Annotated in this window: 13 protein-coding genes and 1 tRNA gene; 6 read left to right on the top strand and 8 right to left on the bottom strand. The window is 72.9% G+C overall.

The window, feature by feature from the left end:
- Positions 1 to 30: 30 nt before the first annotated feature.
- Entirely contained in the window at positions 31 to 588 is a 558-nt protein-coding gene (locus BF93_RS20255) for a TetR/AcrR family transcriptional regulator (protein WP_038374377.1), read from the bottom strand.
- 121 nt (positions 589 to 709) lie between these two features.
- Between BF93_RS20255 and BF93_RS17245 the strand changes: the two genes are divergently transcribed.
- Positions 710 to 2,233, top strand: a complete 1,524-nt coding sequence (locus BF93_RS17245; protein ID WP_038374375.1) for an MFS transporter — start codon at positions 710 to 712, stop codon at positions 2,231 to 2,233.
- A 30-nt stretch (positions 2,234 to 2,263) separates the two neighbouring features.
- Here the strand turns inward: BF93_RS17245 and BF93_RS17240 are convergent, their stop codons facing one another.
- The 4 genes from BF93_RS17240 to BF93_RS17225 all read right to left on the bottom strand — a co-directional run bounded on the left by BF93_RS17240 (position 2,264) and on the right by BF93_RS17225 (position 4,899).
- Complete coding sequence (locus BF93_RS17240; RefSeq protein ID WP_038374374.1) at positions 2,264 to 2,941, bottom strand: DsbA family oxidoreductase; 678 nt, start codon at positions 2,939 to 2,941, stop codon at positions 2,264 to 2,266.
- Positions 2,942 to 2,943: 2 nt separating this feature from the next.
- Positions 2,944 to 3,702, bottom strand: a complete 759-nt coding sequence (locus tag BF93_RS17235; protein ID WP_038374372.1) for an SDR family oxidoreductase — start codon at positions 3,700 to 3,702, stop codon at positions 2,944 to 2,946.
- 125 nt (positions 3,703 to 3,827) lie between these two features.
- Complete coding sequence (locus tag BF93_RS17230; RefSeq protein WP_038374371.1) at positions 3,828 to 4,415, bottom strand: sugar O-acetyltransferase; 588 nt, start codon at positions 4,413 to 4,415, stop codon at positions 3,828 to 3,830.
- Between the two features lie 43 nt (positions 4,416 to 4,458).
- On the bottom strand, positions 4,459 to 4,899 hold the full coding sequence (locus BF93_RS17225; RefSeq protein WP_038374370.1) for a GNAT family N-acetyltransferase: 441 nt from the start codon (positions 4,897 to 4,899) through the stop codon (positions 4,459 to 4,461).
- A 46-nt stretch (positions 4,900 to 4,945) separates the two neighbouring features.
- On the opposite strand from BF93_RS17225, the gene BF93_RS17220 reads away from it, so the two are divergent.
- Positions 4,946 to 5,344, top strand: a complete 399-nt coding sequence (locus BF93_RS17220; protein WP_156954194.1) for a YchJ family protein — start codon at positions 4,946 to 4,948, stop codon at positions 5,342 to 5,344.
- A gap of 55 nt (positions 5,345 to 5,399) precedes the next feature.
- On the opposite strand, the gene BF93_RS17215 is transcribed toward BF93_RS17220, so the two are convergent.
- Positions 5,400 to 5,687: a hypothetical protein gene (locus tag BF93_RS17215; protein WP_038374437.1), complete on the bottom strand. Its 288-nt coding sequence runs from the start codon at positions 5,685 to 5,687 to the stop codon at positions 5,400 to 5,402.
- Positions 5,688 to 5,860: 173 nt separating this feature from the next.
- Here BF93_RS17215 and BF93_RS17210 point away from each other — a divergent pair.
- Positions 5,861 to 5,942 (top strand) — tRNA-Leu (locus BF93_RS17210).
- Here the strand turns inward: BF93_RS17210 and BF93_RS20310 are convergent.
- Positions 5,894 to 7,174, bottom strand: coding sequence for a glucose-6-phosphate dehydrogenase (locus BF93_RS20310; RefSeq protein WP_415749466.1), 1,281 nt, complete (start codon positions 7,172 to 7,174; stop codon positions 5,894 to 5,896). The two genes, BF93_RS17210 and BF93_RS20310, sit on opposite strands and share 49 nt — an antisense overlap.
- An 80-nt stretch (positions 7,175 to 7,254) precedes the next feature.
- Positions 7,255 to 9,036, bottom strand: coding sequence for a glycoside hydrolase family 15 protein (locus BF93_RS17195; RefSeq protein WP_038374365.1), 1,782 nt, complete (start codon positions 9,034 to 9,036; stop codon positions 7,255 to 7,257).
- 164 nt (positions 9,037 to 9,200) lie between these two features.
- Between BF93_RS17195 and BF93_RS17190 the strand changes: the two genes are divergently transcribed.
- From BF93_RS17190 to BF93_RS20150, 3 genes are all read left to right on the top strand, one after another.
- A complete protein-coding gene (locus tag BF93_RS17190; protein ID WP_038374363.1) occupies positions 9,201 to 9,869 on the top strand; it encodes a histidine phosphatase family protein in 669 nt (222 codons plus the stop codon).
- The gene (locus tag BF93_RS17185; RefSeq protein WP_038374362.1) at positions 9,866 to 10,405 is read left to right on the top strand and encodes a DUF4916 domain-containing protein; all 540 of its coding nucleotides are present in this window, start codon (positions 9,866 to 9,868) and stop codon (positions 10,403 to 10,405) included. Before BF93_RS17190 ends, BF93_RS17185 begins: the two co-directional genes overlap by 4 nt.
- A 331-nt stretch (positions 10,406 to 10,736) precedes the next feature.
- Positions 10,737 to 11,024, top strand: a 288-nt coding sequence (locus BF93_RS20150; RefSeq protein ID WP_038374360.1) for a hypothetical protein, incomplete at its 3' end; no start/stop codon positions are given.

The following is an 11,024-nucleotide window of genomic DNA, read 5'->3' as shown; positions in this document are numbered from 1 at the left end:
TCGCGGCGGGTCGGGCGTCTCCGCGCCGGGTCAGGCCGTGCCGCGCCGGGTCCGGGCGAGCTCGACGAGATGGTCCACGACCTCCAGCAGCTCCTCGAGCGAGCCGGAGCTGCCCGGGGCGGGGACCTCGGCGCCGCCGACGAGCGCCGCGTCGTAGTAGAGCCCGTCCCCCATGAGGAGGATCGCCCGGCACACCGCCGGATCCCCGAGCTCCTCCATCAGCAGCTCCCGCCACGCCTCGCCCATGCGCACCATCATGTCCCGGGCCGCCGGCGTGGAGGCCTGGGCGAGCTGGGCGACGGCGATGCAGGCGCGGTCGAAGGCGCTGCCGGTCCACACGGAGGAGCGCACGTAGTAGCGGGCCGGCCCCTCGGGCGCCGCCCGCATGAGCTCGCGGTCCTGGGCGGCCAGCTCCTCCAGGCGCGCCAGCAAGCCCTCGGCCAGCGCCTCCTTCGAGCGGAAGTGGTAGAGCAGCCCGCCCTTGGAGACGCCCGCACGGGAGGCCACGGCCTCGAGGGTCGCGGCGCGGGCGCCCTCGTCGATGAGGATCGCCTCGTAGGCGTCGAGCAGGGCATCGCGAGCGGACATGGAAGCACCCTAGCGAGCCGGGGGCGTTCCTCGTCACCACCCCTCGACTGTACCGACCGGACGGTATAGCTTGGACGTGTGGCGCGGAGGTCCCGCGCCCGAGCCGTCCCAGGAGGTCCCTGTGCTCACCGCACCCAGCTCCGTCCGCTCCCCCGTCCGGTCCTCGGCCGGTCGCCGGTGGACGGCGCTCGCCGTGCTCATGCTCCCCGTGCTGCTGGTCGCGGTGGACAACACCGTGCTGTCCTTCGCGCTGCCGATGATCTCGGAGGCGCTCGCCCCCTCGGGGACCCAGCTGCTGTGGATCGTGGACATCTACCCGCTGGTCCTGGCGGGGCTGCTGGTGTCGATGGGCAGCCTCGGGGACCGTCTGGGCCGTCGGCGCCTGCTGCTGGTCGGCGCCACGGGCTTCACCGTCATCTCCGCCGTCGCGGCGTTCTCCACGGACGCCTCGCACCTCATCGCCGCGCGCGCCCTGATGGGCTTCTTCGGCGCGATGCTGATGCCGGCGACGCTCTCGCTGATCCGCAACATCTTCACCGACCCGCTGGAGCGGCGCACCGCGATCGCGGTGTGGGCGGCCGGGTTCTCCGGCGGCGCCGCCCTCGGCCCGATCGTCGGCGGCTTCCTGCTGGCGCACTTCTCCTGGGGATCGGTGTTCCTGCTGGCGGTGCCGGTGATGCTGCCCCTGCTGGTGCTGGCCCCGATCGTCGTGCCCGAGTCGAAGGATCCCGCCCCGGGCCCCGTCGACCCGCTGAGCGTCCTGCTGTCCCTGGCGACGATGGCCCCGCTGGTCTTCGCGATCAAGTCCTTCGCCGCGGAGGGCCCGACCACGGTGGGCCTGGCGGCCGCGCTCGTCGCGGTGCTCGCCGGCATCGGCTTCGTCCGTCGCCAGCTGCGGCGCCCCGTGCCGATGCTCGACGTCACCCTGTTCACCCGGCCCGTGTTCGCCGGCGCCGTCACCGCGAACCTGCTGAGCGTGTTCTCGCTGGTGGGCTTCCTGTACTTCGTCTCGCAGCACCTGCAGCTGGTCAGCGGCCGCACGCCCCTGCAGGCCGGATTCGTGCTGCTGCCGGGGCTGCTGGTGACGATCGTCGCCGGGCTGCTGGTGGTGCGCGTCGTGCGCCGCGTGGCCCCGTGGATCGTGGTCACCGCCGCGCTCTCGCTGAACGCCGTCGCCTTCACCCTGGTCGCGGCGACGGGCTCCTGGGGCAGCGACGCGACGCTGCTGCTGGCCTTCGTGCTGCTGGGCGCCGGCGTCGGCGCCGGGGAGACGATCAGCAACGACCTGATCCTCTCGGCCGTCCCGGCGGAGAAGGCCGGCGCCGCCTCGGCGATCTCCGAGACGGCGTACGAGACGGGGTCGGTGCTGGGCACGGCCGTGCTGGGCAGCCTCCTCAATGCCGCCTACCGGGCGCATGTGGAGCTGCCGGGCGGGCTCACCGGGGCGCAGCGCGCCGCCGCCGGGGAGACCCTCGGCGGGGCCACCTCGGTCGCGGGGTCGCTGCCGGCCGATGCCTCGGCGGCGCTGCTCTCGTCCGCGCAGCACGCCTTCGACTCCGGGGTCGTGATCACCGCCGGCATCGGGGCGGCGCTCATGGTGATCGCCGCGATCGTCGCCTCGCGCACCCTGCGCGCGGCCGCCTGAGCCCAGCAGCCGGGACGGCGCCGGCCGGTGTCAGCCGGCGTCGGTCCCGGCGAGCTCCCGCCCCTGGCGCAGGGCGTCGCGGAAGGCGTCGACGCCCACCGCGCCGGGCACGCCGAGGCGCCCTGCGATCACCACGAAGGGCACGCCGCGGGCGCCGAGCCGGGCGGCGGCGTCCTCGTCGGCCCGCACCGCCTCCTCGGAGGCCGGGTCCGCGAGGTCGGCGCGCAGCGCGTCCTCGTCCAGCCCCTGCGCCCCGGCCGCACGGATCAGCGCCTCGGGGTCGAAGGGATCCAGGGTCCCGGCGAAGTACGCCTGCTGCAGCGCACGGAACAGCTCGTCGTCCCGACCGCTCCGTCCGGCATGCTGCACGACCCGATGCACCGCGAGGGTGCTCGCGACCGGCCGCTCGAGCACGAAGTCGAGACCGAGGGCCTGCGCGGCGGACTGCACGACCTGCTCGCGGCGGATCGCCTCCTCCCGGTCCGTGCCGGTCTTCTCCGCGAGGTACTCCAGGTTGCTGCGGGGCTCGGCGGGCGCCTGCGGATCCAGCTCGAAGGAGTGCCGGCGGATCCGGACCGCGCCGGTGAGGCCCTCGGCCTCGATCGCCCGGCGCAGCTGCTCGTCGCCGAGCAGGCAGAACGGGCAGATGACATCGGCCCAGACGTCCAGCAGCAGCTCCTGCGGGGCGGGGTCCGGATCCGGGGCCATGATCAGGCCCCGGAGCCCTGGGCGAGGAAGTCCCCGGCGCCGCCGACCAGCTCGATGTGACCGGTCTCGACCTCGGCGGTGGCCATCTTCGCGACCTCGGCGGCGAACTCGGCGACCGAGTAGAGCCTGCCGGCGGCCTCGCGGCGCTGCTCGAGGGCGCCGGGGCGGGCACGGTTGAGCAGGGTGGCGGTGACGGTCCCCTCGATCATGTCCCCGGAGACCACGACGAAGGTGACGCCCTTGGCGGTCATGTCGGGGATCAGCTCGGTCAGGGCGTCCTCGCCGGCGCGCTTGGAGCGGGCCACGGCCTCGTACTCCGGCATCGTCTCCACCTCGTGGATGAAGTGCGCCTGGTGGCTGGTCACGAAGACGATCCGGCCGCCCTCGCCCATCAGCTCGAGGCCGGCCAGCAGGGCGTCGCGCTGCGCGTCGCGGTTCAGGCGCAGCGCGTAGTCCTCGCCGAGGTCCGTCTCCATGCCGCCGGAGGCGTTCAGGACCAGGATGTCGAGGCTGCCGTAGGTGTCCACGGCGGTGCGCATGAGGGTGCGCACGTCCTCCGGCTCGGTGAGGTCGGCGCCGACGGCGACGGCGTGGCCGCCCTCGGCCTCGATCTGCGAGACCACCTTGTTCGCGCGCGGCGCCTTCTGGCGGTAGTTGATGACCACGTTGGCGCCCTGCGCGGCGAGGAGCTTGGCGGTGTCGGCGCCCACTCCACGGGACGATCCGGTCACGACGGCGGTCTTGCCTGCCAGAGAGGTCATGGGAACTCCTGTTCTCGGGGTGCCGGGCCGGCGCTCGGCGCGCCCGGACGGGGGTCGCCCCGAGCCTACCGGCGCGGGCCCGGCGGCACCGGCGAGCACGCCGGGTCGGCCCTGTGGTGCTTCGCTCAGAGCGAGCGGATCACCCGGGCGGGGCTGCCGACGGCGAGGCTGCCGGCCGGCACGTCCCGGGTCACCACCGACCCGGCGCCGATCACCGAATCGGCGCCGATGCTCACGCCCGGGCAGACGACGACCCCTCCGCCGATCCAGACGTTGTCGCCGATGCTGATCGGCTCGGCGGCCTCCCAGCCCGCCCGGCGCGGCTCCGCCTCCAGCGGGTGGACGGCGGTGAGCAGCTGGATGTTCGGGCCCAGCTGGCAGTTCGCCCCGATGCGCACGTCGACGACGTCCAGCGCCGTGAGCCCGAAGTTCACGAAGGTCCCCGGGCCGATGAACAGCCGGCTCCCGTAGTCCACCGCGATCGGGGCGCGCACGTGCGCTCCCTCGCCGAGCTCGCCGAGCAGGTCCCGCAGGATCTCCTGGGCGGCGTCGGGGTCCTGGGGGTATGCCTCCTGGAAGCGGGCCGTCGCGGCGAGGGCCGCCCGGAATGCGTCCTGGATCTGCGGGTCGTCGGCGATGTACCAGTCGCCGGCGACCATGCGCTCGTAGGCGGTGCGGGGATCCTCGGGCGCGGGAGCGCGGAATTCCTTCATCGGTCTCTCCTGTGTCGGGCGGGCTCTCGCCGGCGTCGGGCGGCTATCGGGGCAGCAGCATGCCCAGGCTCGGGGCGGCGTCGACGAACCCCAGGGAGCGGTAGAGCCGCCGGCCCGGCGGGTCCGCCATCAGGGTGATGTACGGGTGCGGCGGGGCGGCGGCGTCGATGCGGCCGATGAGGTCGCGCATCACCGCCCGTCCCAGCCCCTGCAGCTGGTGCCGGGGATGCGTGGCGATGTCGACGATGTGGAAGTACCAGGTGCCGTCGCCGATCACCCGCCCCATCGCGGCGAGCGTCCCGTCCGGCGCCCGCACGCTGGTCCAGGCCCAGCTCGCGGCCAGCGCGCCGACGGCCTGCTCGGCGCTGCGCTCGCTGAGGCCGGCGTCGCGTCGCAGCGCGCAGTACTCGGCGGCATCGGGCGCCTCGCGCAGCAGCCGATATCCCTCAGGCAGGGGCTCGGGCGTCGGATCAGGCTCGGTCATGCCCTCGATCCTGCCAGGTCCCGGCGTCTGGGAGGATCGAGGGATGATGGACGATCCTCCCTGCCCCTGCCGCAGCGGCGAGAGCGCCGGGACGTGCTGCGGGCCGATCCTGGCCGGACGGCGCCGGGCGGGCACGGCCGAGCAGCTCATGCGCTCCCGCTTCACCGCCTTCGCCCGCGGCGACCTCGCGCACCTGCTCGCCTCCTGGCACCCGCGCACCCGACCGGGCGCCGATGATCTCGCCACGTCGCTGGGCGACGGGACGCGCTGGCTGCACCTGGAGATCCTGCGCACCGATGCCGGCGGCCCCTTCGACCAGGCCGGCACGGTCGAGTTCCGCGCCACGGCCCGCGGCCCCGAGGGGCGCCTCGTGCTGCACGAGGTGAGCCGCTTCGTCCGCGAGGACGGCGCATGGCTCTACCTCGACGGGGACGTCTCCGCCTGAGCCCGGGCATGCGACGGCCCGGCGACCGCGGAGGTCGCCGGGCCGTCGCGGACGATCAGTCCTTCGCCGCCTTCCGAGAGGATTCCTCCTCCTCGCCGCGCCCGCGGACCGCCGCGAGGACCGCGACGCCCGCCGCGAGCACGATCACGCCGATGACGCCGCCCGCGACCGCAGCGATGCGGCCCTGGGCGCCCTGTCCGTCACCGGCGGCGGAAAAACCCTTCGCGGCGTCCAGCGCCTCGTTCTTCCAGCGCATCAGGGCGTTCTTGGGGTGGATGCGATCGATGAGCTCGTCGATGTCGGCGGCGAGATTGTCCTGTCGGCGCTCGGCCTCGCGGCTCATGTCCTCGAGGCTCGCCTTCTTGCTCTTGCTCACCAGTTCCTCCGATGCGTTGCCGGTGCGTCTGCCCGGAATCGTATCGTGCCCGTCCCGTCGCCGCGCACGCGACCGCCCTGCGCTCGCCCGCTCGCCCTGCGCCGAGCGCCTCCGCTCCCGGATAGGCTGTGCGGGGTCGCGCGCGAGTGGCGGAATCGGCAGACGCGCTGGATTTAGGTTCCAGTGCCTTCGGGCGTGGGGGTTCGAGTCCCCCCTCGCGCACGCGGTCTCCACGTCTCCGGCACGCCCGAGCCGGCGGAGTACTCGTCCATCTCCACGCCTCCTGCCGCCCAGGTCGCTCGCACCTCGTCGATGATCCGCCAGCATTCCTCGACGGCATCGGACCCCACTCCGAGAGCATCGCGCCCGTCGAGCACGGCTCCGACCACCGCACCATAGGCGCCCACGTGCGTGCCCTCCGCCGCCCCGTCGACCAGCGGCAGCAGGACCGGCTCAGCATCGGGCATCCTCAGCGCGACATGCTGCGCCGGCGCGCCCAGCGCCTTCCCCGAGCGCAGGGTGATCGGCACGCCCGCCCACGCCGGGAGATCGACCTCGACAGTGATCTGCGCGAGGGTCTCCGTCCCGCGCGCCGCATCCACCCCGGTCTCGTCCGTGTAGGCGGGAATCCGGCGCCCGCCGATGCTGCCCGCCGTGTACCGGCCTCGGCGCGAGGCCGATGCCGGATCGCCGCCCCATGGCCGGAGGGCCCGCAGGATGCGGACGCGCTCTTCGTGCACCGCGGAGCCGCTCCCGGGGGCCGCGGCAGGACGCAGCAGCTCGGCGAGGACCAGCAGCAGATGGGACTGGATCATGTCCACCAGCGCTCCGGCCCCGTCGTAGTACCCGGCGCGGCCCTCCAGCGCCAGGGACTCCTCGAAGCAGATCTCGATCTCCTCGGGACGATCCGACGCGGCATCGCAGCCGGCCAGGCGCTGCACGGAGGACATCCCGAGGAAGTGGTCGATCCGATGGATACGCTCCGGGGGCGCCAGCCCCAGGACGAGCTCTTCCATGTCCCGGGAGCTGCGAAGATCGCTCCCGAACGGCTTCTCGAGAGCCAGATGCGTCCTCTCACCCAGTCCCACGTGGCGCAGGCCCGCGCACACCCTCCGCGTGACCTCCGGCGGCAGGGCGAAGTAGAGGACGAGCCGCTCGGCATCGGCATAGCGGTCCAGCAGCCGGGCGAGTTCGCCCGGATCAGACATGTCGATCCGATGATGATCGGCTTGGTCCCGGATGCGGTCGATCGCCTCGGCACCGGCTCCGCCCGACGCCAGCGCATCTGCGACCAGCCCGGCGAACTCGCTCCGGGGTCGGTCCCGCCGCCCCACGCCGATCACCCGCAGGCGCCGGCCAGGTTCCCGCGACAGCAGCGATCCGATCCCGGGCAGCAGGAGTCTCAGGGTGAGATCGCCGGTGGCGCCGAGGATCAGCAGGGTCGGATCGGACAAGGCGGTCTCCTGGAGGTCGAGCTGTTCGAGTCGAGACCCAGAGTACCCGGTTAGTTGCCCTCACTAACTAAGCGGAGTCCCTACCGTTCGCGCGCAGCGTCGCGGATCGCATCGGCCGCCCGCACCAGCGCCAGATGGCTGAACGCCTGCGGGAAGTTGCCCATCTGCCGGCCCTGCTGCGGGTCGTGCTCCTCCGCCAGCAGGCCCAGCGGGTTCGCGCAGTCCACGAGCTCCTCCATGAGCGCCGTCGCCTCGTCGAGCCTGCCGGTGCGGGCGTACTGCTCGACCAGCCAGAAGCTGCAGGCGAGGAACGGGTACTCGTCGCCCGTCAGGCCGTCGGTGCTCGTCGCGGTGCGATAGCGCAGCAGCAGCCCGTGGTGCATGAGGTCCCGCTCGATCTGCTCGACGGTGGCGAGCATGCGCGGATCGTCGTACGGGACGAAGCCCGTCTGCGGGATCTGCAGGAGCGAGGCATCGGCCTCGGTCGTGTCGTAGGTCTGGGTGAAGCCGCCGGTCTGCGCGCTGACGCCGTGCTCGAGGATCTCCTCGCGCAGCGCGTCGCGCTGCCGGATCCATTCGGCGTCCGGGCCGGACAGGCCGTGCTCGGCCACGGCGCGGATGCCGCGGTCCAGGGCCGCCCACATCATCACGCGCGAATGGGTGAAGTAGTGGGCGTCCCCGCGCATCTCCCACAGCCCCTGGTCCTTCCGATCCAGGTGGGTGGTGACGTGGCGCAGCATGCTGCGCTGCAGGGGCCAGGAGAAGTCGTCCTCCGCGACGCCCGCCTCGCGCAGAGCCTCCAGCGCGATCATCACCTCGCCGATCACATCGGCCTGGTACTGGGCGACGGCGCCGTTGCCGATCCTCACCGGCACCGATCCGAGGTGCCCGGGCAGATGCGGGAGGGTCCGCTCGGGCAGGGACCGCTCCCCCGCGATGCCGTACATGATCTGCAGATCCTCCGGATCGCCGGCGACGGCGCGCAGCAGCCAGTCCCGCCAGTGCAGGGCGCTCTCGGTGCGCCCGTGCAGCAGCAGCGCCTCGAGGGTGAGCGCCGAGTCGCGCAGCCAGCAGAAGCGGTAGTCCCAGTTGCGCACGCCCCCGGGGTCCTCGGGCAGGGACGTGGTGGGAGCTGCGACGATGCCGCCGGTGTCGGCGTGCGTGAGGGCCCGCAGCACCAGCAGCGAGCGGTGGACCGCATCGGCCCAGGGGCCGTCGACCGTGATCGCATCGCTCCAGGACGTCCAGAAGCGGCGGGTGTCCTCGAGCGCCGCGTCCACGTCGATCGGCTCGGGCACCTCCAGGTGCGAGGGCACCCAGGTCAGCACCCAGGTACAGCTGCGCCCGGCGCTCAGGTGGAAGACGCCGCCGTGGCGGGTCCCGTCGGCCTCCAGGCGCGGCCCCCGGAGGATGTACGCATCAGGGCCGGCCACCGCCTGCAGGCAGGGGCCGTGGCGGGTGTCGACGCGGCGCACCCACGGCAGCGTGGCGCCGTAGTCCGGCCGAAGCCTCAGGTCGACGTCCACCTCGATGGTCCCGGACAGGCAGCGGATCCGGCGCACCATGTCGGCGCGGCCGTCGGCCGAGGGCATGAAGTCCACGGACTCCGCCTCCCCGGTGGGGGTGCGCCAGCGGGTGCGCAGCACGAAGGTTCCCTGCTCGTAGTGCTGGTCCACGACCTCGCCGTCGCGCGGGGCGATGAGCCAGCGGCCGTGCTCCTCGGTCCCGAGGATCGCGGCGAACACCGCCGCGGAGTCGAACCGCGGCAGGCAGAGCCAGTCCACGCTGCCCTCGCGCGAGATCAGCGGGCCGGTGTGCAGGTCGGACAGGAGGGCGTGGTCGCCGATCGGAGTGCTCACCATCACATGCTCGCACGTGCCCGGAGCACGATGCAGGCCCTCGGCGCCGCCACCCCGGGTCCGTCCCGTGACCAGCGCCGATGCTCGCCAGCGCCGGGCGTGGCGGCGTGGCGCGGGATGTACCCTGAGAGCTGACGCCGCAGCCTGCCCCGCCCCGAGGAGCCCCCATGACCCTGTTCGGCCTCGTCCGCCACGGACAGACGGATTACAACCTGCGTGATCTGTTCCAGGGGTCCTCGGACATCCCGCTGAACGACACCGGGATCCAGCAGGCGCATCAGGCGCTCGACGATCTCCCGCCCGTGGACTGGGACGTGGTGGTCTCCTCCCCGCTGCAGCGGGCCCAGCAGACGGCGCAGATCATCTCCGAGGACCACGGGATCCCCTTCGGCGGCACCGATGCCCGGCTGGTCGAGATCGACTGGGGCGTCGCCGAGGGCAAGCCCACCCGCGAGATGGAGGAGACGTACCCCGAGCGCTCCTTCCCCGGCCGCGAGGATCATCAGGCGGTCGCCGATCGCGGCTACGACGCCCTCGAGGACCTCGAGCGGCGGTACCCGGGGCAGAAGGTCCTCGTGGTCGCCCACGGCACCCTGATCCGATTCGTCCTGTCGGGGATCATCGAGAGGCCGCTGCCCTCGATCCCGAACGCGACGCTCTCGCTGGTCGACCTCGAGGGCACCACCTGGGGCGTGCGGATGATCGCGGGTGCTCCGGTCGAGCATGAGGTGCGGGTCGTCTCCCGGGACCAGAACCCCCGGTTCATCCTCGAGAAGTCGCATCTCGCTCCCGGCCAGATCGCGGCCGAGGTGCAGGAGTCGGAGGCCCGCCGATGAGCCCCCGGACGGCCATCGATGCCGAGGGCGCGTGGTTCGAGCCCGACCGCATCGCCGAGCTGCGCCGCCATCTGCCCATCCCGTACATCGACGTGGTGCCGGTGCGCACAGACGTCGACGGGACGGTCGCCCAGGTGGGCCTCCTGCTGCGCGCCTCGGGGACGGGGCGGATCGTGCGGACCATCGTCTCGGGCCGCGTGCTCATCCACGAGACGCTGCGTGAGGCGATCGCCCGCCACATCGACAAGGATCTCGGGTCGATGGCTCTGCCGCGCATCCCGGCGAGCCCGGTGCCGTTCACCGTCGCCGAGTACTTCCCGACGCCGGGGCAGTCACTGTTCACCGATCCGCGGCAGCATGCGATCTCCCTCGCCTACCTGGTGCCCGTGGACGGCGAGGCCTCTCCGCAGGAGGACGCGCTGGAGCTGAACTGGTACGACGTCGCCGAGCTCCTGGAGTCCGGGGTGATGGACGAGCTCGAGGGCGGTCACGACATCGTGGTGCGTCGCGCCCTGGCCCATGCCGGCGTGATCTGACCTCCTGCCCTGCCCGTCCTGGGCGGGCTGGCGGTCACGGTGCGATCCGATCCTGCCATCTTCAGAAGGGCGGGGGTCCGTCGGAGCCGAAAGGGAAGGCTAAACCGCCCTCGGTCCCGGAATCTCGATTCCGCTTCCGACGCTGCTGGATGCCCCACGGGTCGGCAGGATCGACGGTCGCCGGTGACACTCGGGTCGAGGCGTCGGTAGCGCGGCTGGGAGCACCATCATTCCTGGGGCGCTCGACGTCGTCGCCTCTCCCGGGGCGCACGCCAGCGCCACCGTCATGCCCTCCAGTCCCATGCCCGGAGTCGTCTTCCCCGGTCTCGCCGTGTCCTCCACCCCGGTCTCCGGGGTCGCTACCTCCAGGGTCCTTGCCGCCGGGACTTCCGCCTCCGGGGTCATCGCCGCCGCCGGGGTCCTGACCGTCGGGAGTGGGCGGGTCGTCGGGATCGTCGTCCTCGTCCGGGGGGATCGGCCGGCCGAAATGGCGGCAGTCCTGACCGCAGAGCACGCCCTGGTGGTCCTGGTAGTGGTCCATCAGATGCTTGACGGTCATCGTCCCGATCAGATCGACATCATCGACCACATCCCGGATCACGTGATGCCCCTCCCTGCT

The sequence above is a fragment of the Brachybacterium phenoliresistens genome (assembly GCF_000576425.1).
Lineage (GTDB): Bacteria > Actinomycetota > Actinomycetes > Actinomycetales > Dermabacteraceae > Brachybacterium > Brachybacterium phenoliresistens.
Note: the sequence above shows the minus strand (reverse complement) of the source record. Positions and strands in the feature narration are given on the sequence as shown.

Excerpts from the sequence above, each read along its gene's own strand:
- BF93_RS17190 (WP_038374363.1), top strand. The coding sequence starts at position 9,201 with ATGACCCTGTTCGGCCTCGTCCGCCACGGACAGACGGATTACAACCTG.
- BF93_RS17185 (WP_038374362.1), top strand. The coding sequence starts at position 9,866 with ATGAGCCCCCGGACGGCCATCGATGCCGAGGGCGCGTGGTTCGAGCCC.
- BF93_RS20255 (WP_038374377.1), bottom strand. The coding sequence starts at position 588 with ATGTCCGCTCGCGATGCCCTGCTCGACGCCTACGAGGCGATCCTCATC.
- BF93_RS17215 (WP_038374437.1), bottom strand. The coding sequence starts at position 5,687 with ATGAGCCGCGAGGCCGAGCGCCGACAGGACAATCTCGCCGCCGACATC.
- BF93_RS17240 (WP_038374374.1), bottom strand. The coding sequence starts at position 2,941 with ATGGCCCCGGATCCGGACCCCGCCCCGCAGGAGCTGCTGCTGGACGTC.
- BF93_RS17220 (WP_156954194.1), top strand. The coding sequence starts at position 4,946 with ATGGACGATCCTCCCTGCCCCTGCCGCAGCGGCGAGAGCGCCGGGACG.
- BF93_RS17225 (WP_038374370.1), bottom strand. The coding sequence starts at position 4,899 with ATGACCGAGCCTGATCCGACGCCCGAGCCCCTGCCTGAGGGATATCGG.
- BF93_RS17235 (WP_038374372.1), bottom strand. The coding sequence starts at position 3,702 with ATGACCTCTCTGGCAGGCAAGACCGCCGTCGTGACCGGATCGTCCCGT.
- BF93_RS17230 (WP_038374371.1), bottom strand. The coding sequence starts at position 4,415 with ATGAAGGAATTCCGCGCTCCCGCGCCCGAGGATCCCCGCACCGCCTAC.
- BF93_RS17195 (WP_038374365.1), bottom strand. The coding sequence starts at position 9,036 with ATGGTGAGCACTCCGATCGGCGACCACGCCCTCCTGTCCGACCTGCAC.